Origin of the sequence: Huijunlia imazamoxiresistens (assembly GCF_037132455.1) — a bacterium.
Lineage (GTDB): Bacteria > Bacteroidota > Bacteroidia > Chitinophagales > Chitinophagaceae > Flavisolibacter > Flavisolibacter imazamoxiresistens.
The window spans coordinates 141,358-163,080 of record NZ_JBBBEI010000003.1 but is presented as its reverse complement, the minus strand read 5'-3'; the positions used below and the strand labels follow the sequence as shown (position 1 = coordinate 163,080).

Below are 21,723 nucleotides of genomic sequence, written 5' to 3'. Positions count from 1 at the left end.
GAGTTCCAGCCAGAGCTCGCTGTTGGGATAATGGCTGGTGCGGACGGCGTTGATGTTGTATTGCTTCATCAGGGCGATGTCGCGGATCATGGCTTCCCTGGAAATGACATGGCCGGTTTTGGGGTCCGTTTCGTGGCGGTTCACGCCCTTGATCAGCACCGGTTGCCCGTTGACCCGGAATTGTCCGTTGCGGATCTCGATTTTCCGAAAGCCCACCAGTTGGGGGATCACTTCCTGCACCCGGCCCTGGGCATCCAGCAGGCTGATGGTGGCGTCGTACAGATGCGGCGTTTCGGGTGTCCATAACCGGGGATTGGCTACCGGCAATGTAAAGGAGGTGCGGGCCGAATCGAACGCCACCGTTTGCGTGGCTACCGGTTTTCCGCCGTCTTTCAGTTCGAACAGGGCTTTTAGGGGAGCCGCCGGCGGGCGGTTCAGGTCCAGGGTCACCTGCAATTGACCGTTTCTATAATTGGAGTCCAGGTCGGGAATGATCTCGTAATCGTAAAGATGCGTTTTGTTGCGGCCGGCGATGTAGCAGTCGCGGGTGATGCCGCTGAGCCGCCACATGTCCTGGTCTTCGAGGTAGTTGCCGTCGCACCAGCGCATGACTTTCAGCACGAGGGTGTTTTTGCCTTTTTGCAAAAAGGGCGAGATGTTGAATTCCGACGGCAGCTTGCTGTCCTCGCCATAGCCCACGTAGCGGCCGTTGACCCAGACCGCCAGGTTCGATTTGGCGGCGCCGATGTGCAAAATAGCTTCCTTTTCCTGCCAGGAGTCGTCCAGCACGATCTCGCGGCGGTAGATGCCGGTGGGGTCGTGCTGCGTGGGCACGAAGGGAGGGCGGGGGCCGTCCTTCATCAGGTAGGTGAATTCAAAGCCGGAGGTGTTGTACGAGCGGAAGCCGTGGCCGTTCATTTCCCAGTTGGCCGGCACGTGCAAAAAGCCCCAGTCCTTGTCGTTGAAGGCAGGGGTCTCGAAGCCGGCGGGCAGGTGGTTGGGGTTGTCGAACCACCGGAACTTCCAGTTGCCGTTTAAGCTAAAATAGTTTGGGTTGGTGGTCCAGTCGTTCTTTTGGGCGGCCGCTGCGCTGGGATACGCGATAAAGGAAGCGTGCATCGGCAGGCGGTTTTCCTCGTTGCGGGTCTCGTCGAGCCACAGGGGCGTTTGTGCAACGGATACCAGCGGAAAGGCCAGGGACAGGAGTCGGAGCAAATGTTTGATCATGAGCAGGCGGTAACGGTGAAAGATTGGGGCCAAAGGTAATTTCAGAAAAGGCACCGCACGTGCAGATTTTAACCACTAATGGGCAGATATTAACCGGACACGCTGTCGGTGCTCTCGTCAAAAAAAGCTAATTTGCTCCAATGAAATGGAATACCGAACTCTACGACAATAAGCACGATTTTGTCTCGAAGTATGGAGAAGGCGTGATTGACCTTCTGAACCCCCAGGCCGGCGAGCGGATACTGGACCTCGGTTGCGGCACCGGCGACCTGGCGGATGTCATCCGGCAGCGGGGCGCTACCGTGCTGGGTATGGACAGTTCGCCCGACATGATTCAAAAAGCCATTGCCAAGTATCCCGGCATTACCTTCGACGTGCAGTCGGCCACCGGCTTTGCCTACGACGAGCCGTTCGATGCCATCTTTTCCAATGCCACCCTGCACTGGGTGTTGGAGGCCCAACAGGCTGTCACCAGCATTTACAACAACCTGAAGTGGGGCGGACGCTTTGTGGCGGAATTCGGCGGCAAGGGCAATGTAGGAAATATAGTAAATGCCCTCAGAGCAGTGCTGCAGGATAAAGGCTTTGAGCGCCAGGCCCAAAAAGAAGTATGGTATTTTCCTTCTCTTTCCGAATACACCACGCTGCTGGAAAACGCCGGCTTCCGGGTAACCTTCGCGGCGCATTTTGACCGGCCCACCCTGTTGAAAGACGACCAGGGCATGCAAAACTGGCTCCGGATGTTCGGCCAGCCTTTTTTTGAAAACCTGGAGTCCGAAGTAGTAGCGGAAATCCTGGAAGAAGTGGAACGCAGGGTGGAAGCCACCAATTACCTCGACGGGAAATGGTATGCCGATTATGTGCGGCTGCGGGTAGTCGCCCTTAAATAAACCAATCACGGCGCTATAGCTGGTAGAACTATTGCAACCAAAACTTTATCATGATGACCATTCTATGGGAATTTCCCCTGCTCTACATTTTTGGCCCGGCCCTGCTTTTCGGCACGGTGATCCTCCGGGTACAGCGGAACAAAAGGAAAAAGCTGCACCTCAGTAAATTTTCCGAAGCCGTCGAACATTTTAAAATGACGTCCATTGTCTTTGGAGCCCTGGTGGTGGTGTTGTGGCTGCTATTGCCTTCCACGCCTTCTTTAAGCACGTTTGGTTACCCGGATAGCATTGCCGATATTGACACCAGCGAAAAGACGCTGCATTTGCTACAATCCTACAATAGGGCCATCGTACGGACCACTGAATCCTTCCATTGGTTCCTCTTCCTTTTTGTCTGGTGGTTCCTTACTTCCTTATTTGGCGCGGCCGATGCTGTGAAAGAAAGGGCTGGGGAGACTTTTGCATAGCAACAATCATAAACCGGGTGACAACCTATAAGACTGTCATGCCGAACGTAGTAAGGCATCCCGTCAGCACACGAAAAGCTGTTTCTATTTGAAGGACTAGTGTCCTTTTCTTGCAGAAGGCTTTTCAGGCATCGACGGGATGCCTCACTACGTTCGGCATGACAGTCTTATTGGAGCACCTTTGCCTTTTTGTTAGGAGCAGCCTAATTTCCCTTCCACTCCACCTTCAGGTCCTTGATAAGGGTGGGGGAGCCCCCGTTGTATTCGATGCCGAACCCTCCGAAAGCGGTCGGTTCCACGGTTTGCTCCAGCGCTACAGTTGCGGCTACTCCCGGGCGCTCCGAAGCCGGTGCCCCTGTGGATACGTGGGCAGAAAGCTTGTCGCCCTTCATGGATACCTTGATCGTACAGGGTGTGCGGAAGGCAGTGGTGGTTACCGGTTCGCCGATGGCCATGGCCTTGCCGTTCTCGTAGCGCAGCAGCACCGCATCCACCGCATCGTGGTACTTGGTGGTGCGGATCAGCCGCAGGGCATAACCCGACCGGGTTTTCGTATCCATCTTTACCAGCACGTCCATGTACAGGTGGGCCACGCTAAAACCCTGGCCGGCGGTTTTAAAAGGAGCGAGGGTCAGCGTCAGGGACATGTCGCCCTGCTGGCCGTCCACAGGGATGTAGGCCAGGCTGGCGGTCCGCCCCTGCAGCAGTCCCCAAAAACCGGCGGCGCCTTCGCTGCCCTCACCGTACTGCCAGGCATCGCGGGCTTTGTCCGGCCGGTTGCGCGGATCCTCGGGCCCGTTTTCCGGGTAGCCCAGCGTCCAGAAGCCCGGGAGCACCAGGGACTGGTTTTTAGTAGAAAGGTTTTTGAAGTCGGTCGCCAGCACGCGGGCATCGGCCGTGACCTGCCTGGCCGTAACCGGCTGGCTCAGAATAAAACGATAGGGCTCGCCGGCTTTGGAGCGTATATGCCTGGGCGTTACCTCCGCCATCAGGTGCCAGCCTATATCTCCAACCGACAATACATAGTTGCGCAGCGGTGAGTCGAACCGCGAAACCGCCACTTCGACCGGCTGGGTGCCCCTTTCGTCACGGCAGCGGTACCACCGGATATCCGACCGGTCGGCATACTTCGTATCCAGGCGGTAGGCCACCCGGTAACTGCCAGGACCAGATGTGGCTACATAGGGGCTGGCGCTGAAGCGGGGCGCCTCCAGGATGGCGGGGGACACCCGCAGCAGGCTGGCGCCTTCCAGCCCCGAGGCGGTAACGGCCCGCACCACCACCTGGCGGGGCGTATCCCGCTGGTTGGTGGGAATAACGGTGCAACTGCCGCCATCCGGGGAAAGCTTTAACTGGACAAAGGCTTTGTCGGCAGGAGCCACGCTCCAGGTAAGCTTTTCTTGATGCACGGCATAGTTACCAAAACGCTGCAGGGTGGGCTGCAGCAGGGCTTCGTTCTTCCTTGTTTCCAGCGAACGGCCCGTGGGTGCCAGTTTGAGTTGCACCGGCAGGCCGGTATAACGGGTATGCGCCTTCTTTTCGGCCTGCAGCACCAGGGGTTTGATACCCATGGGATCCCAGTCGTCATCGCCCCGCAGCAGGTTGTAGGTATTATAAACCACCTTGCCCTGGTGCACGAAGCGGTAGGCAAGCAGGAGGGGTTTGCCGGCCAGGTCGATGGTGGAGGCGGGATCGTTGCGGCCGATGAACAGCGGCTTGCCGTTCAGCGTGACGCCTGCCTGGTAGTTCCGCGTTTCGGGCGGCACTACTTCCTGCCAGCCCCAGTAGGTGTGGGCAGGTGAGGTCAGGCGGCAGTCGATCAGCGCTACCTGCCCGCCGGCCTTGGTAAAGTACTGGCGGTCGCCGGCAAAGGAGCGGAGGGCGCAGTCGAGGAAAACGGCGCCGGTGCCGGTGGTGTGGTAAAAAGGCTTCGAACCATAGATGTCGAGCGTGGAATGCAGGTACACGCCCGTGCCGCAGAGCGCATCGTCGGTGGACTCGAAATGGCAGCGGTCGAACAGTACCCGCTTGCCGCCGGTAAAGGGACAAAGGTTCAGGCGGCTGATGAAGCGGGTGTTGCGGGCCACGATCTTGTCGCCGTTGCAGTGAATGAGCTGCGCCTGCACGATGGCGGAGGCCCGCCTGGGCCGGCCCAGGGCGGGTTTGAGCGGATACACCAGGTCCACGTTGCAGTAATTGCCAAAGGTGAGGTTTTCCGACCCGGTTCCCTGGCCGGTGAATTTAAAAAGGGTGTAGTTGCCCTGCGCCCCGATAGTCTGGCCGCGGTTGGCCGCCAGCACCACGTTTCGGGCATCGTCGGTCAGTCCCCGGAAGTGCAGCCACTCGCAGGCGATCTCCAGCCCGTAAGGCGTGCTGCCTTCTTTGGGCACCCTGACGGCGGGGTCGTCGGGATTGTCGATCCAGTACACCCAGGGCGCCAGGTAGAGGGTCATCGGCGCCGCTTCGGTGCCGTGGGTAAGGTGGGCGGCGGCCTCGATTACCGAATTGTACACGAAGCGGTAGCGGGCCACCACCGAATCGGGCAGGCCGCCGTCGATGAAAAAGGCTTTGGGGCCGAGCGCCACGGTATCACCCTTGAAAACGATGCGGTCGCCCAGGAACGTTATGGGCTGTTTCGGGTCCAGCGGCCGGTAGCCCTCTGCGGGCTGGGCCGGGCAAAAAAAGAAGGCAAGCAGGCAGCAGACCGCCAGCAGGGTCTTGGTCATGGGTTCGATTTGAGGGGAAGATAAGGGATATTTCGACGCCTTTGCCCCTGCCTCTGTACGCCCCCTTTACATCTCTTTAACAAAGATTAAAGGAAGCGGCTCCTGATATTCAGTATATTTACGCATGCCCACTATTCCTCCATATACCGTCTACGGCTCCAGCAGGCAGCTTCCTTGCGGCTTCCCGGGGGAATATACTGCCTGCATCCATACCGCTTTTCTCACGTTCTGTCATAAACTGTACTTCTTTTCCTGCTATAAGGTCTTTTTCACGTCCACCCCGGCCTGACCAGGTACGGGGAAATTCCTCCATTATTGATGGCCCTGCCGGCACCTGTACGGCGATAGGGGTAACCGCACGCCGGTCCATTATCCTGGTACACTATCGGTAAGGCCTACACGAATCCTAACCTGGAAAAAGACCGGGCGCATGCCCCAAACAATATTACCCGGAAATTTAAAATCGTAAACATGAACGTGTTTATAGTGCCCGTGAAAAATTATATCGACCGCAACCTTCTTGGGGGCTGGAGCATCGGAAAGCTCGCCCGCCATTGCGGCCTGAATTTTACCGCCTTCGAACGCTTCGGCAAAAGGATCATCGGCTGGGACAGCCTGCGCAACGAACTGCTGGTGCTGCGGCAGATGGACGAGCGGATCTGTTATTGCATTATCAACCTGAAGCAGGTGGAGAGCTGTACCGTATTCAAAGAGTACCGCAACATCGAGGCGGTGGACTGGAAAATAAAAGGCCTGGACCACAGCCTGGAAAAGGTGTCGCTGCACCTCCGCCTGAAAAACTTCGGCCGCTCCATCGCCCTGCCGTTTTATGAGCGCAGCGCCGACCCCATCGGCGATATCCCGTACCGGGAGGGCCGGGCCCGCCGCTGGATGCAACTGATCTCGGGGATCATGACCCTATCCCTGCCCGGGGAAGTGCCGCAACTGGTTGCCCTGCCGGGTTAGAAAGGCCGCCGTGAAATCGCGGAATAATTTTTTCATACCTTGGTCTTCAGGGAAAAAAGGGAACTTATGAATGGACTGTCCCAATGGGTGTTGTTCAACGGTTTTGTGCTGGGCATGCTGGCCCTGGACCTGGGTGTATTTCATAAAAAGGACAAGCCGGTCAGCACCCGCGAGGCGCTGACCTGGTCCGCCGTGTGGGTGGCCCTGGCGCTGCTGTTCAACGGCTATATCTACTGGCGGCAGGGACAGGAGGCGGCACTGGAATTCTTAGCCGGCTACCTGATCGAAAAATCCCTGAGCGTCGACAACATCTTTGTCTTTATCCTGCTGTTTTCTTATTTCCGGATACCGCCCCAGTACCAGCACCGGATCCTGTTCTGGGGGGTATTCGGCGCGCTGCTGATGCGGGGGGGCTTCATTGCCCTGGGGGCGCTGCTGATCGCCAAGTTTCACTGGATCATCTATATTTTCGGCGCCTTCCTGGTGTATACCGGCTACAAGATGTTTACCGAATCCGTGGAAGAGATGCACCCGGAAAAGAACCCGCTGGTGAGCTGGTTTACCCGCAGGGGAAGGGCGACCCCCAAGTTTCACGGCAACCATTTTTTTATCAAGGAGAACGGCCGCCGCCTGGTCACCCCCTTGTTCCTGTGCCTGATTTCCATTGAGTTTACCGACCTGATCTTCGCGGTCGACTCCATCCCGGCCATTTTTGCCATTACCGAAGACCCCTATATCGTGTATACCTCCAACGTGTTCGCGATCCTGGGGTTGCGTTCCCTCTACTTTGCCCTGCAGGGGGTGATGAGCCGTTTTCCCTACCTGCGCTACGGGCTGGCCATTATCCTGGTGTTCATCGGCCTGAAAATGCTGCTGGTGGAAGTGTACAAGATCCCTATCTGGATGTCGCTTTCCTTTATTGCCCTGGTGCTGGCCGTTTCCGTCATCTGGAACCTGCTGGCCGACCGCCGCAAATTGCGGGAAGAAGCCCGTAAAGTCGGAGTGGCGGACAATGTAAAATGAGATTTCGGATGTCGGATTTCGGATCCCCTTGAAAGGAGTAAGAGTCTTACTGGAATCAAGGGTTCCGAAATCCGAAATTCCTTAGGCTATATTTGCCGGTAAATAAAGAATATGAAGTCTCAGCTTTTCCCAAGATCGGAACGCGGAATCAAAGACATTGGCTGGCTGCAAAGCAATTTCTATTTCAGCTTCAGCGATTATTGCCATCCCCTGAAGAGCGCCTTCGGCACCCTGGTGGCGTTCAACGACGATTATGTGCAGGCCGGCAAGGGCTTTGGTATCCACCCGCATGCCAACATGGAGATCATCTCGGTGCTGCTGCAGGGAAAGATGAACCATATCGACACCCTGGGCTACAGCACCACCATCGGGCCGGGCGGCGTGCAGATCATGAGCGCCGGCAGCGGCCTGCGCCACGAAGAATACAATATCGGCGACGACGACGCGAATTTTTTGCAGATATGGATCCAGCCCAAGCTGCAGAACATTACGCCCCGCTACCAGCAGCGCAGCTTCCCGCTGGAGGGCCGCAAGAACCAGCTGAAGACCATTGTCTGGAGCGAAGAAGGGCAGGGGCATTGCTGGATCAACCAGAATGCAAAGCTGTCGCTGGGCTATTTCGAAGAGGCGCAGGAAGTGGTCTATTCCTTCCACCCCGTGAACAAATGCCTGTTCATCTTCCTCATGGACGGCAAGATCCGGGTGGACGGCACCGACCTGCAGCCCCGCGACGGCATCGGCGTCTGGGAAACCGGTACTGTTCCCATCCACTGCGAAGCCGGCGCCCACTTCCTGGTCATCGAAACCCCGGTTAACCAGAAATAAGGCAAGCGGAGTGTAATTACCCGCCGTTTTTACCCGGTTGTCGCATTGACAAATAGGGCAAATTGCTCCTATAAGGCTGTCATGCCGAACGCAGTGAGGCATCCCGTCGATACCAGAAAAGTCTTTCTCTGGAAAAGGAAAGCCCTCCTTCGAATAGAAACAGCTCTTCGTTACCGACGGGATGCCTCACTGGTTGTCACCTGGTTTTTGATTGTTGCTCCAGGCAGTGTGTGGGTTGAACTTTGGAGGAGTAGTCCCCATTCCATTCATTTTATCCTCGCCGGATTCTATAAATTTGCCCCGATGATCCTGATTGCTGGTATTAAAGGGCCGATATGCTGAACAATATTGATGAGGAGCTGGTGCTTCGTCTGAAAGAAGATGAGGCAGACGCCTTTAATGCCTTGTACTGGAAATACCACCAGGCCGTTTTTGCCAATATTTTCAAGCTGGTCCGCGAAGAGGAAGCTGCCCGGGACCTTCTCCAGGAGGTGTTCATTACCTTATGGGAAAAGCGGGCCACCCTGGACACGGAAAAATCCGTTTCCGGCTGGCTGTTCGTCGTCAGCTACAATAAGTCCGTTACCTACCTCAAAAAAGTGCTGCAGGCAGCCGTTGCCCCCGATGCCGTTCCGGAAGAGCTGCCCCTGGCCGAAGAGCCCCACTGGAATGTAAGGGAAGTGCAGTACCAGTTGCTGGAAGAAGCCCTCGGCCAGCTGTCGCCCCAGCGGAGGCGGGTGTTCGAGCTGTGCAAGCTCCAGGGGAAAACCTACGAAGAGGCGGCCCGGGAGCTGAATATTTCCCGCTACACGGTCAAGGAATACCTGTCGGCGGCCGTAGCCTCCATCAAAAGTTATATAAAAGACCACCCCGATTACCCGCTGTCCTGCTATTGCCTGGGCCTGATGTCCCTTTTTCTTTCCTGAACAGCCTTTAAAAATCAATTTTAGGATCCCCCCCTTTTTTTTACGGCTGCAGTATTTAGCGTAATAAAGGGCGCCGGCCCCCAGAGCGGGAGCGGAAAAGGAGGAAAACAGGATGAAAACGGGAAAAAACAGGAGGGCTTTTCACCCCTTATCGATCCTCAAGTGTTTTTAGATAGCCTTCTGAAGTACCTGCAGGTACTTAGCAGGGAGAAAATCAACAATGCCCATCACTAAAGAAATATTTGCTGTACATATGAATCGGATAACGAAAGCTGCAATTTTATTCGGATGCCTGGCCACAGGGCTGGTTTCCGGCGCCCAGAAGCCCCAGGGCCGGGGCGCCATTTATTCCGGCGTTCCCTGGTACGACGACAGGGGTGAGGTAGTGAGCGCCCATGGCGCCTGTATCCTGCAGGACAAGGGCCGCTATTACCTCTTTGGCGAAAAGCATACCGACACCAGCAACGCCTTTGCCGGCTTTACCTGCTATTCTTCGGCCGACCTGTACCACTGGAAGTTCGAAAGCCTGGCGCTGCCGGTGCAGCCCTCGGGCAAGCTGGGGCCTAACCGGGTGGGCGAACGGGTGAAGGTGATGCGTTGCCCCCAAACCGGCGAATATGTCATGTACATGCATGCCGACACCCTGGGCTACAAGGACCAGTTCGTAGGCTATGCTACTTCCAAAAACGTTACCGGCCCTTATACCTTTCACGGTCCCCTGCTGTTCGACGGCCGTCCCATCCGCAAATGGGATATGGGGACCTTTCAGGACGCAGATGGAGCGGGCTACGTGCTACTGCATGGTGGCGATATCTACCGGCTCAGCGACGACTACAAAAGCGTTACCGGGCAGGTACACAAAGCCATGACCTCCGGCTTCGAGTCGCCGGCCATCCTGAGAAAGGACAGCGTTTATTTTTTCCTGGGCTCCCACCTCACCAGCTGGGAGCGTAATGACAACTACTACTATACGGCCACGTCGCTGAAAGGTCCCTGGACCTACCGTGGCCTGTTTTGCCCCGAGGGTACGCTTACCTGGAACTCCCAGACCACCTTTGTCCTGCCCATTAAGGGTGCAAAGGAAACCACCTATATGTTCATGGGCGACCGCTGGTCCTTTCCCAAGCAGGCATCCGCCGCTACCTATGTCTGGCAGCCGATGGAGGTTAAGGGCACTTCGCTGTCCATTCCCCAATACCGGGAGGCCTGGCAGGTGGCTACCGCCACCGGCGCGGTAACTTCGGTAAATGGGGGGCAGAAGAGCATCGGGGATACCGACAAAAAGATCCGGTATTCCGGCAACTGGCGGCAGGATACGGCTTCCGTTACTTCGTCGGACCGGAAGGGCGACGCTTTTTCCACAACCTTTACCGGCACGCAGGTGGGAGTTTACGGCCTTTCGCGTCCCGACGGGGGCTATGCCCGGGTGCAGCTGCAGAACGGCAAAGGAAAAACCGTGCTGACCTCGATCGTGGACCTTTATAGCAAATACCCCGTGGCACAGCTGAAGTTTCGGAGCCCCTCCCTTCCCAAAGACAAGTATACCCTGACCGTTACCGTCACAGGCGAGCGGGGCAACTGGTCCGACAAGCGGAAGGCCGACTACGGCAGCACCGGCTATTTTGTTTCCCTGGATAAAATCGTGTTTTCCGAATAGGAGGGGCCGCCTTTTATTCTGCGCTACCTTTGCCGCTTCAACCGCCAACAAACATGAAAACGAGCTTGAAACTTTTGTTTGCCTTCCTGTCCTTACCCTGCAGTACGCTTCGGGCACAGGAAGCAAAACCCGTGACGCCGGTCCAGGTTAAGAAAAAAGGGCAGAACAACCCGGCCCTGCGGGGATTGTTTGCCGACCCCGACATCATCTTTTCGGAGAAAACGGGCCGCTTCTATATCTATCCCACCACCGACGGCTTTACCAACTGGATGGGCACTTATTTTAAAGCCTTTTCCTCGGCCGACCTGGTGCACTGGAAGGACGAAGGCGTGGTGCTGGACCTGCAAAAGGAGGTGAGCTGGGCGGATGTCCGCGCCTGGGCGCCCTGCATCATCGAACGGAAGATTAACGGGCAGTACAAATACTTTTACTACTTCTGCGCCGAGCAGAAGATCGGCGTGGCCGTCGGCGACAGCCCGGCGGGTCCCTTCGTGGATACCGGCAAGCCCCTGATCGACAAACGGCCGGACGGCTTTGTGCGCAAGGGACAGCAGATCGACCCCGACGTGTTCCAGGACCCGCAGACCGGCAAATACTTCCTGTACTGGGGCAACGGCTACCTGGCCGGGGCGGAGCTGAATGACGACATGGTTTCCCTGAAGCCCGAAACCATCAAGGAACTGACGCCGCCGGACCGGATGTATACCGAAGGAACGCACGTATTTTACCGCCAGGGAACCTACTACTTCCTGTGGTCGCAGAACGATACCCGCGATCCGAACTACCGGGTGCGGTACGGCATGACGAAATCACCGCTGGAAAAACTGACGTATCCCCAAAACAATTTCGTGGTGGTCAAGGACTCGGTCGCCGGCATCTACGGCACCGGCCATAACGCCACCATCCAGGTGCCCGGCAAGGACGAATGGTACCTGGTGTACCACCGGTTCAATTATCCCAACGGCATCAACATGGGCCGCGAAGCGGGCTACAACCGCGAAGTGTGTATCGATAAGATGACCTTCAATGCCGATGGCACCATCCAGCAGGTAATCCCCACCCATAAAGGCATCCAACCGGTAAGCCTAAAACCGAAGCGGAAGTAACCGGCTACTTAATCCTAATAATTTCCAACGTGACATACAAACTGAAAATCCTGTTCACCTCCCTGCTGTTGGTTCCCCTGGCGCTGCTGGCCCAGGATACGGCCGTACCAAAAAAAGGCAGGAACATCTTTACCCTGGGCGACAGCAACGGCACCTTTCCGTTCAGCTGGCCCAAACAGCTGCAGGAGGCCTTGCCCGATGCCCAGGTATTCAATATCAGCAAGTCGGGCCGCACCATCGGTTTTCTGAACCTGGGCGACAGCTCGCTGAATTCGCTGCTGGTCATTGACGAGAACCTGAAAAAGGCGGCGGATTTTACCAAGGACCGGCCCTTCGATTACGTGATCCTCGAGCTGGGCACCAACGATGCCAAGGCGGTCTTTGCCGACCGTCAAAAGGAGGTGCCGAAAAACCTGGAGCGGCTGGTACGGAAAATAAAGGGCAGCCCGTATACCACCATCAACCGGGCGCAGATCGTCATCATTTCCCCGCCGCCCTACGGCTCCAAAGCCGAGGCAACGGAGAAATACAAAGGCGGCGGCAAACGGGTAAAGGCCATGAGCAAATCGTTCCGAAAGGTGGCGAAACGGAATGGTTGCCTGTTTGTAAATGGCTATAAAACCCCGGGACTGGATATGGAGACCATGTCGCCCGACGGCCTCCACCCCGATGCGGTGGGATCGAAAAAGCTGGCCGAACCGGTGGTAAAGCTGATCACCCGCTAAGCAGGCGAGGTAAGCACACCCCAAAGCATTTAGTGACATTGAAAATATTGCCCAACGTTATGAAGTCAACCATCACCGTCTTGTTGTTCCTTTGTTCCCTGTTTCTCTTTTCCTTTCCCGGCCGGGGACAGGGCGTGGCCCTGAAGGAAGTGACGGTCCAGGCGCCCTTTGCGATGCCGGCCATCAAGGTGCCGGATTTCAGAAACTGCCCCCGGATGAAGATCACCGATTTCGGCGCCGTGCAGGGCGACAAGAAGGCCACCTCCCGGGCCATTGCCAAAGCCATCGATAAAGCCAACAGGATCGGCGGCGGGGTAGTGGTGGTGCCTGCGGGTGAATGGCTGACGGGCAAGGTCCATTTCAAAAGCAACGTGAACCTGCACCTGGAAAAAGACGCCGTGCTGCTGTTTTCCGAAGACCCGGCCGACTACCTGCCGGCCGTCCATACTACCTGGGAAGGCATGGAATGCTACAACTACTCGCCCCTGATCTATGCCTACAAATGTAAGAACATCGCCCTGACCGGAGAAGGTACCGTAAAGGCAAAAATGGAAGTTTGGGAAAAATGGTTTGCCCGTCCCAAAGCGCACATGGAAAGCATCAAGCGCCTGTACAACCTGGCCTGGGAGCGCCGCCCCGTGAAGGAGCGCCAGATGGTGGACGACACCGCCCACCTGCGGCCCCAGTTCATCCAGTTCAACCGCTCGGAGCATATTTTGCTGGAAGGCATCAGCGTGACCAACAGCCCCTTCTGGACCATCCATCCCTACTTGTGCAGGAACGTGGTGATCCGTAACGTGAACGTGTATGCGCACGGCCACAACAACGACGGGGTGGACCCGGAAATGAGCCAGAACGTGTTGATCGAAAAATGCGTGTTCGACCAGGGCGACGATGCCATTGCCATCAAGTCGGGCCGCAACCCCGAGGGCTGGCGCCTGAAGACCCCTTCCAAAAACATCGTGATCCGCAACCTGACGGTCAGGAACGGTCACCAGCTGGTGGCCATCGGCAGCGAGCTGTCGGGCGGCATCGAGAACGTGTTCGTCGACAGCTGCACCGTGGTGGACGGCGCCCAGCTGAACCACCTGCTGTTCATCAAGACCAACGAGCGGATGGGCGGCTATGTACAGAACATCCACGCCACCAACATCCGCTCCGGCAAAATCGACCTGGGCGTGCTGGGCATCGAGACCGATGTGCTGTACCAATGGAAGACCCTGGTGCCCACCTACGAAGTACGGCTGACGCCCATTAAAAATATTTTCCTGGAAAATATAACCGCCGCCAATGTGAAGTTCGTTTCGCGCATCCTGGGGCAGAAGACCCTCCCGGTACAGCATGTTGCCCTCAAAAAAATAACCACCGGTACCGTCCTGGAGAAAAAGCACATCCACGAGAACGTGGTCAACTTTAAGAGCGTCGATTAGGCCGGGAAAAATATAAAAAAAAGTTCCGGCAGTCTCCCCCCATAATTGCGCCACCCGGGTATTTACAGTACATACAGCCCGTCCGCACAAACCAGAAAGAAAAACACCGGGCTGCACCCACAGTAACTATAAATACTATAGAAAATGGAAGGGCTGAAAAACAAGCTGGAGCAATTGCTGGCAAAAGAGGAGTGGACCCCCGAAGAGAAACAGTGGTTGCTGCACTACCTGGAAAGCCCTGAAACGGATGCCCTGAAGGAACTGATGCGGGAGCGCTTTGAAGCCGCCACCGCTACGCCCGCCATGGACCCGGCGGTATCGGAACACCTGCTGCAGCAGCTCCATCAACGGCTGGGCCTCGAACCGCCGGTGAAACAGGCGCCCGTGCTGCGCCTGCGGTGGTGGAAGATCGCGGCAGCCGCCGCTGTAGTGGGACTGCTGCTCCTGGGCGCTTCCCGCTGGTGGGGGCCGGGAGCGGAAAAAAAAATTACCGCGAAACACATTTTCAGGGATAGCCAGGACGTGGCGCCCGGAGGGCAAAAAGCGGTGCTGACCCTGGCGGACGGCTCCACCATCGTGCTGGACGACGCCCAAAACGGCGACCTGGCCCGGCAGGGAACGACAAAAATTATCAAGGTAGGCGGCAAGCTGGATTACAACCAGGCCGGCACCTCGCCCAAAGAAGTTCTTTTCAATACCATCACCACGCCCCGGGGCGGCCAGTACCAGGTAGAGCTGCCCGACGGCAGCCTTGTTTGGCTCAACGCCGCCTCCTCGCTGCGCTTCCCCACGGCCTTTGCCGGCAGGGAACGGCGGGTGGAGATCACCGGCGAAGCTTATTTTGAAATTACCAAAAACGCGGCTTTGCCCTTCGTGCTGGCCGTTGGCGGTTCCGAAGTGCAGGTGCTGGGCACGCACTTCAACGTGATGGCGTATAGCGAAGAGGCAACGCTGAAGACCACGCTGCTGGAAGGATCGGTAAAATTCGTCAGCGGCGGCCACACCAGCCTGCTTCGGCCCGGCCAGCAGGCGCAGCGCACCAAAGCGGGCGATGTGAACGTGGTCAGCGGCGTGAATTTGGAGGAAGTGATGGCCTGGAAAAACGGCCTGTTCCATTTCGAAAAGGCGGACATCGAAGCGGTGATGCGCCAGCTCGCCCGCTGGTACGACGTGGATGTGGAATTCAAAAACAAAAAGGCCTTTGACCCGCTCTACGCGGAGATCCCGAGGACCTCCAAGCTGTCCGACGTGCTCCGGGCCCTGGAGCTCTCCGGCAGCGCCCATTTCCGGATCGAAGGGAAAAAGATCCTGGTACAACAATAACGATAATAACTATCTAAGGAATAAAATTTGCCCCGGCAGTGGTGTCGTCCTCCGCCCCGGGTAGAAAAGAAGTGACCGGCCTGAAAAGAAAACCGGCAGTGGTTCCAGCACTGCCGGCGAAGGATTCAGGTTGGCCCAATGCAGCATCGTGTACGCTTTTATTGTTTAACCCAAAATCCGGACAAATCTATGCATTTGATTGCTTGTCGCCGTCTCCTCCAACGAAAGGGGATCGGAAAAACTTTGTTATTGATGAAACTAACGGCCATTTTTTTGCTTGTCGTCTGCCTCAACGCCGCCGCCAGCGGCTTTGCCCAGAAAGTCAGTCTCTCCGAGAAAAACGCCCCCCTGGAAAAGATCTTCCGTGAGATCAAACGCCAGACCGGCTACACCTTTGTTTATCGCGAAACCCTTTTGCAAAAAGCCCGCAAGGTGACCGTCTCCCTGCAGAACGCCTCGCTGGAACAGGTGCTGAACGCCTGCCTGCACGACCAGCCCCTGGGCTACTCCATCGTCAACAAAATGGTAATCATCAGGGAAAAGCAGGAAACCCCGGTGCGGGAAGAAAAGCCCGCCCCGCCGCCGCCCGCTCCCATACAGGGAAAGATCACCAACGATAAAGGGGAGCCTCTGGCCGGCGCCAGTGTTTTGGAAAAAGGCACCCGCAACGCCACCACCACCAAAGAGGACGGCAGCTTCACGCTGAACCTGTCGAAGCCCGGGGCGGTGCTCGTGATCTCCTATGTGGGCTACGAAGCCAAAGAGGTGACCGCAGGCGGCCAGGGGAGCATTTCCATAACGCTGGCCCCGGTCAATGCCAACCTGAACGACGTAGTGGTGGTGGGCTACGGCTCCCAGAAAAAAGCCAACGTGACCACGGCCATCGCCTCGGTCAGCGCCGCCTCCATTGCCCGGGCGGCCACCCCCGACGCCACCGGCGCCCTGCAGGGACAGGCCCCCGGGGTAGTGGTGGTGAAAAACGTGGGCAAGCCGGGCAGCGGCTACAACATCAGCATCCGCGGCACCTCCTCGCTCACCGGCTCCAGCTCGCCCCTGTACGTGATCGACGGCATTCCCACCACCTCCGGCCTCAACGAGCTGAACCCCGCCGATATCGAAAAGATCGACATCCTCAAGGATGCCTCCGCCACCGCCATCTACGGCTCCCGCGGCGCCAAAGGGGTGGTGATCGTGACCACCAAAAGAGGCAAGGCCGGCAAGACCTCTATTTCCTATGACGGCTATGTGGGCCTGCGCACCCCCACGCACCTGCCCGAAATGTTCGATACAAAGGAATACGTGGCCTTCCGCACCGAGCTGTTCAAGGCACAGGGTAAAGATATTTCCCGTACGAATGCTACTTTTTTTACCCCCGAGCAATGGAAAAACATCGATGCCGGCGTTAATACCGACTGGCCCTCCCTGGTGCTGCAGAACGGCCTGCAGATGAACCATAACGTTACCGCCAGCGGCGGGGACGAGAAAACCCGCTTTGCCATCAGCGCGGGCCTGCTGCAGGAAGAAGGCAACGTGGCGCCCGAAGACTTCAAACGCTACAGCCTGAGGGGCAACCTGGACCGGCAGATCAGCAAAAAATGGAAGTCCGGCATGAACATCTACCTGTCGCAGAACCTGCGCAAGATCGGCTCCTCCGAGGCCCTGCGCTCGGCCTACCGCCTGCCGCCGATGACCGTGCCCACCGACAGCACCGGCGCCCGCCAGTTCCGCGTGTACGGCGCCAACTCGGTGACCAACCCGCTCTTCGACCAGGAAAACGAGATCCGCGAAAGCCGCAATTTCCGCACCTTCGGCAATCTCTATGTCCAGTTCGAGCCCATCGCCCGCCTGACCCTGAAGTCGACCATCGCCCCAAGCTATTCTTCCCAGCGCAGCGGCTACTACTACGGACCGCTCTCCAAGCAGAGCCTGGGCGGATCGGTGCCCACCCAGGGCTCCAACACCACCAACGAGCAGCTCACCTGGGTACTCGACAACCAGGCCACCTATGACCTGCAGTTCGACGACCACAAGCTGACGGCTACCGTGGTGCAGAGCCTGCAAAAAGACCGCAACGAATCCAACACCATCACCGTGGAGGGACTGCCCTATAAATCCTTATGGTACAACGTCGGCACCGGCGGCCGGGTCATCGGCTATGGCTCCAATTTTACCCAGTCCACCCTGGTGTCGGCCATGGGCCGGCTGAACTACAGCTACGCCGACAAATACCTGCTCACCGCCACCGGCCGCTGGGACGGCTCCTCGCGGCTGGCGGAAGGCAACCAGTGGGGCTTCTTTCCCTCGGCCTCCGCTGCCTGGAAGGTATCGCAGGAGGATTTTATGAAAAACATCGGGGTCATCAACGACCTGAAATTGCGCCTGAGCTATGGCGTTACCGGCAACGACCGCGTCGATCCGTATTCCACCCAGGCGGTGCTGGGCCAGACCTTTTATGATTTCGGCGGCAACCTGGCCCTGGGCTATGCCCCCAACCAATTGGCCAACAAGAACCTCACCTGGGAAACCACCCGCGAGCTCAACGCGGGCCTGGATTTCGGCCTGGTGCGGGGCCGCATCACCGGCAGTGTGGACGTGTACCACCGCCTGATCAATAACATCCTGATGGACCGCCAGCTGCCCGCCCCCTCGGGCTTTGGCTCCGTGACCGAGAACATCGGCAAGCTGCGCAACCAGGGCATCGAGGTCGGCCTGAGCACCGTCAACGTGCGGGCCGGGAAGTTTTCCTGGAAAACCGATTTCGTCTACGATGCCAACCGCAACGAGATCCTGGAGCTGAACGGTGGTAAAAAGGACGACGTGGGCAACCGCTGGTTCATCGGCCACCCCGTGCAGGTCAACTACGACTACGTGTTTGACGGCATCTGGCAGCTGAAGGACAAGGACTTGGCGGCGAAGTACAACCAAAAGCCCGGGCAGATCCGCGTCAGGGACATGGACAACAACGGCGTGATCAATGCGACCGACCGCCGGATCATCGGCAAGCGCGTGCCCACCTGGACCGGCTCGGTGGCCAATACCTTCCGCTACGGCAACGTGGAACTGTACGTGATGGTATACACCCGGCGCGGGGAGCAGTTCGCCTCTTCCTTCGACGCCACGCTGATGAACTACAATGCGGATTACAACCAGGTAAAGGTCGACTACTGGACGCCGGAAAATCCCTCGCAGACCTGGTTCCAGCCGGGCAACCCGGGGCAGTACACGGTGATCCCCACTTACCGGAACGTGGATTTTACCCGCGTGGGCAACATTACGCTGGGCTACAACCTGCCGTCCTCCCTGCTGCAACGGCTGAAGGTGGCCAACCTCAGGCTGTATGCCACGGCTACCAATCCCCTCCTGTTCACCAGGTACGAAGGCTTCGACCCCGAGTGGCCGGCCCAGAACAGCTACGGCACCGCCGTTAGCTCCGCCTCCTACCTGTTTGGTGTAAACCTTTCCTTTTAATGTCCAACGACCCCTCAACATGAAAAAGACTTTATTAATCCTGACGATCGCACTGGCCACCGGAACCGTTTCCTGTAAAAAATTCCTGCAGGAAGAAAACCTGAGCGGCATTACCGCCGACAACTTTTACAACGATGCCGCGGGCTATGAAAAGCTGGTCAACTCCTGCTACGCCTCCCTGCGGGATATTTACGATATCAACCCCAGCCTGTTTGAATACGGCACCGACCTGACTACCCGGGGCGAGATCGAAGCGGTGAGCGGCACGGTGGGCGACCGCGTGGTGCGGGCCACCCAGCTGAACGAGTACAAAACCCTTTCGTCCGATAATTCGGCGGTGGCCGATTTCTTTTCCTCCGCCTTTGCCGGCATCCAGCGCTGCAATACGGCCGTCAACCGGGCCGGCGCCGTGCCCGACCTGTCGGCCGCCCAGAAAAACAAACGCATCGGCGAGGTACGCTTTATCCGGGCGTACTATTACTACCTGCTGGTGGAGAATTTCGGGGGCGTACCCATAGTCACGGAAGAATTCAGTGCGCCGGTGGCGCATTTTGTGCCGGCTTCCGAGCAGGAGGTATATCATTTCATCCTGGAAGACCTGGCTGCGGCGGCGGGAAGTGTAGATCCTGCCAGTGCCGATTTCGGCCGGGTGACGCAGGGGGCGGTCAAGCACCTGCAATCGCTGGTGTACCTGAGCCGGGGCTATAAGCCCTTCGGCGCCCGGGCGGATTTTGAAAAGGCGGCCCAACTCGCAGAAGAAGTGATCGGGGGCGGGCAGTACACCCTGCTGTCGTCCTTTGCCGATGTGTTCCGGGCTGATAACCAGAAAAACAAGGAGATCCTCTTTTCCGTTCAGTACGATGCCACCAGCCTGCGCAACAAGACCGTGGGGAACGGCCAGAACATCCTGTTCGGCTGGCGCGTCTTCCGGGAAGCCGGCTTTTATGACGGGGAAACCGCCCAGTACAACCGGCGTATTTCGGATTTCATGCCGACGCAATTTTTGTACACCCTCTACAACACGCAAAAGGACGCCCGCTACGACGCGACCTTCCTGAGCCGGTTCTATGCCGTCAAGGACGATAAGCTCGGCTCGGCCACCATCCGCAAAGGCGACCTGCGCTTTTACTTTCCTTACCCCGACCAGCCGTTTACAGCCGTGGACTCCGTTGCCCTGAAGGCAGCCAACCCCAACGTGGAGATCATCCGGTTTGCCCGGTGGAAACAGGATTTCGAGGGCATCGGCGGCGTCCTCAAGTTCCCGATGATCCAAAAGTTCTTCGATCCCCAGGCCCAGCCGCCGGGGAACAACGAGCGCGATTACAAAAGTACCCGCGACATCTTCCTGTTTCGCCTGGCGGAAACCTACCTGGTGGCCGCGGAAGCCTATTTCAAGCTGGACCAGTTGGACAAGGCGGCGGAAAAGCTTAATGCCGTGCGCGGGCGGGCGGCCAAGGCAGGGCAGAGCCTGGCCATTACCGCCGGCGACGTGACCCTGGATTTCATCCTGGACGAACGGGCCCGCGAGCTGGCCGGCGAGTACAAGCGCTGGCTGGACCTGAAACGCACCCATAAGCTCAACCGGGCGTTCGAGCAGAACATCCTCACCCGGATGGCCAATCCCGGCGGCGTTCTGGAAAAGTATTACCTGCGGCCCATCCCGCAATCGGTGATCGACCGCGATACCGGCGGCTACCCGCAGAACAAAGATTATTAGAGCTTTCCGGCAATGGGACGAATTGATGAAGTTTTGAAACGAAATGCCTGCCCGAAGTCCATCTTTCCGGCTTTCTTTGCCCTGCCGGGGAAAAATAGTTCGATTCACATAGTATGCAGTTGTAAGCCCCTTGTTCAAGGGGCTTTTTTATGTTATTTGGCTCCCGGTAAAAAAATTACGGATATGAACATGCGATTGGCCATATGGATCTTCCTGCTCCTGTCGGGGGCGGCATCGGCGCAGGGTAAGCGGAAGGCGCCCCGCGAAAAAGACATGAGCGCCTACCTGATGGTTTACTTCAAGGACGCCACCCACGGCCTGTACATGGCCCTCAGCCCCGACGGCTATAGCTTTACCGACATCAACAAAAGTCAGCCCGTTATTGCCGGCGATACTGTATCCCTTCAGAAGGGTATCCGCGACCCGCACATTTTCCGCGGACCCGACGGCGCCTTCTACCTGGCCATGACCGACCTGCACATCTTTGCCCAAAAGGCGGGCTACCGCACCACCGAATGGGAACGCGACGGCAAGGCCTACGGCTGGGGCAACAACCGCTCGCTGGTGCTGATGAAATCCACCGACCTGCTGCACTGGTCGCGCACCATCCTGCGGGTAGACGAGGCCTTTCCCGGACTGGAAGACATCGGCTGCGCCTGGGCCCCCGAAACGAGCTGGGACCCGGTGAAAAAGAAGCTGATGCTCTATTTTACGATGCGCTTTGGCAACGGGAAGAACAAGCTATATTATGCCTACATGAACGACGCCTTCACCCAAATGGAAACGGCGCCGAAGCTCCTGTTTCAATACCCTAAGGACATTACCTATATCGATGCGGACATTACGCAGGTAGGCCGCAAATACCATATGTTCTACGTGCCCCACGATGGTACTCCCGGCATTAAGCAGGCCGTATCCGACAGCCTGCACACCGGTTATGTGTATGACAGCACCTGGTACGACCCCGAGCCCCGGGCCTGCGAAGCACCCACGGTATTTAAGCGCATCGGCCAGCAGAAGTGGGTGCTGATCTACGACATCTACGGCATCCAGCCGCACAATTTCGGATTCAGCGAAACTTCCGATTTCAAAAAATTTACCCACCTGGGGCACTTCAACGAAGGCGTGATGAAAGCCACCAACTTTTCGTCGCCCAAGCATGGCGCCGTCATCCACCTCACTAAAAAGGAAGCCCGCCGCCTGGCGCAGCACTGGGGCCTCGATCTGCAGTTTCAATAAACGGAAAT

16 protein-coding genes are annotated in these 21,723 nt (G+C 57.4%); 14 read left to right on the top strand and 2 right to left on the bottom strand.

Translation table 11 applies throughout. From position 1 onward, the window contains the following. Window positions 1-1,227 (bottom strand): sugar-binding domain-containing protein (locus V9K67_RS04550; RefSeq protein ID WP_336720407.1); only part of this gene is annotated, 1,227 nt, incomplete at its 3' end. A gap of 140 nt (window positions 1,228-1,367) precedes the next feature. Here V9K67_RS04550 and V9K67_RS04545 point away from each other — a divergent pair. Together V9K67_RS04545 and V9K67_RS04540 are read left to right on the top strand one after the other, a co-directional pair. Further along, window positions 1,368-2,117 (top strand): class I SAM-dependent methyltransferase, encoded by a 750-nt coding sequence (locus tag V9K67_RS04545; RefSeq protein ID WP_336720405.1) that lies wholly within the window; start codon window positions 1,368-1,370, stop codon window positions 2,115-2,117. Window positions 2,118-2,167: 50 nt separating this feature from the next. Further along, complete coding sequence (locus V9K67_RS04540) at window positions 2,168-2,584, top strand: hypothetical protein (RefSeq protein WP_336720404.1); 417 nt, start codon at window positions 2,168-2,170, stop codon at window positions 2,582-2,584. A gap of 203 nt (window positions 2,585-2,787) precedes the next feature. Here V9K67_RS04540 and V9K67_RS04535 read toward each other — a convergent pair whose 3' ends face one another. Then, window positions 2,788-5,310, bottom strand: a complete 2,523-nt coding sequence (locus V9K67_RS04535) for a hypothetical protein (RefSeq protein ID WP_336720403.1) — start codon at window positions 5,308-5,310, stop codon at window positions 2,788-2,790. Between the two features lie 471 nt (window positions 5,311-5,781). Between V9K67_RS04535 and V9K67_RS04530 the strand changes: the two genes are divergently transcribed. From V9K67_RS04530 to V9K67_RS04475, 12 genes are all read left to right on the top strand, one after another. Beyond that, window positions 5,782-6,276 carry a hypothetical protein gene (locus V9K67_RS04530; protein ID WP_336720402.1) on the top strand — a complete coding sequence of 165 codons (495 nt, stop codon included), beginning with the start codon at window positions 5,782-5,784 and terminating at the stop codon, window positions 6,274-6,276. Window positions 6,277-6,342: 66 nt separating this feature from the next. Beyond that, entirely contained in the window at window positions 6,343-7,299 is a 957-nt protein-coding gene (locus V9K67_RS04525) for a TerC family protein (protein ID WP_336720401.1), read from the top strand. 111 nt (window positions 7,300-7,410) lie between these two features. Next, a complete protein-coding gene (locus V9K67_RS04520) occupies window positions 7,411-8,124 on the top strand; it encodes a pirin family protein (protein WP_336720400.1) in 714 nt (237 codons plus the stop codon). Window positions 8,125-8,459: 335 nt separating this feature from the next. Continuing rightward, complete coding sequence (locus V9K67_RS04515; RefSeq protein ID WP_336720398.1) at window positions 8,460-9,050, top strand: RNA polymerase sigma factor; 591 nt, start codon at window positions 8,460-8,462, stop codon at window positions 9,048-9,050. 253 nt (window positions 9,051-9,303) lie between these two features. After that, window positions 9,304-10,707 (top strand): family 43 glycosylhydrolase, encoded by a 1,404-nt coding sequence (locus tag V9K67_RS04510; protein ID WP_336720397.1) that lies wholly within the window; start codon window positions 9,304-9,306, stop codon window positions 10,705-10,707. A gap of 53 nt (window positions 10,708-10,760) precedes the next feature. Beyond that, entirely contained in the window at window positions 10,761-11,813 is a 1,053-nt protein-coding gene (locus tag V9K67_RS04505; protein WP_336720395.1) for a family 43 glycosylhydrolase, read from the top strand. Window positions 11,814-11,842: 29 nt separating this feature from the next. Beyond that, window positions 11,843-12,538 carry an SGNH/GDSL hydrolase family protein gene (locus V9K67_RS04500; RefSeq protein WP_336720393.1) on the top strand — a complete coding sequence of 232 codons (696 nt, stop codon included), beginning with the start codon at window positions 11,843-11,845 and terminating at the stop codon, window positions 12,536-12,538. Between the two features lie 59 nt (window positions 12,539-12,597). Next, on the top strand, window positions 12,598-13,968 hold the full coding sequence (locus V9K67_RS04495; protein WP_336720391.1) for a glycoside hydrolase family 28 protein: 1,371 nt from the start codon (window positions 12,598-12,600) through the stop codon (window positions 13,966-13,968). Window positions 13,969-14,112: 144 nt separating this feature from the next. Then, on the top strand, window positions 14,113-15,291 hold the full coding sequence (locus V9K67_RS04490) for a FecR family protein (protein WP_336720389.1): 1,179 nt from the start codon (window positions 14,113-14,115) through the stop codon (window positions 15,289-15,291). Window positions 15,292-15,543: 252 nt separating this feature from the next. Continuing rightward, a complete protein-coding gene (locus V9K67_RS04485; protein ID WP_336720734.1) occupies window positions 15,544-18,759 on the top strand; it encodes a TonB-dependent receptor in 3,216 nt (1,071 codons plus the stop codon). 19 nt (window positions 18,760-18,778) lie between these two features. Next, the gene (locus tag V9K67_RS04480) at window positions 18,779-20,476 is read left to right on the top strand and encodes a RagB/SusD family nutrient uptake outer membrane protein (protein WP_336720388.1); all 1,698 of its coding nucleotides are present in this window, start codon (window positions 18,779-18,781) and stop codon (window positions 20,474-20,476) included. A 183-nt stretch (window positions 20,477-20,659) separates the two neighbouring features. Next, the gene (locus tag V9K67_RS04475; protein ID WP_336720387.1) at window positions 20,660-21,715 is read left to right on the top strand and encodes a glycoside hydrolase family 43 protein; all 1,056 of its coding nucleotides are present in this window, start codon (window positions 20,660-20,662) and stop codon (window positions 21,713-21,715) included. The last annotated feature ends 8 nt before the right edge of the window (window positions 21,716-21,723 follow it).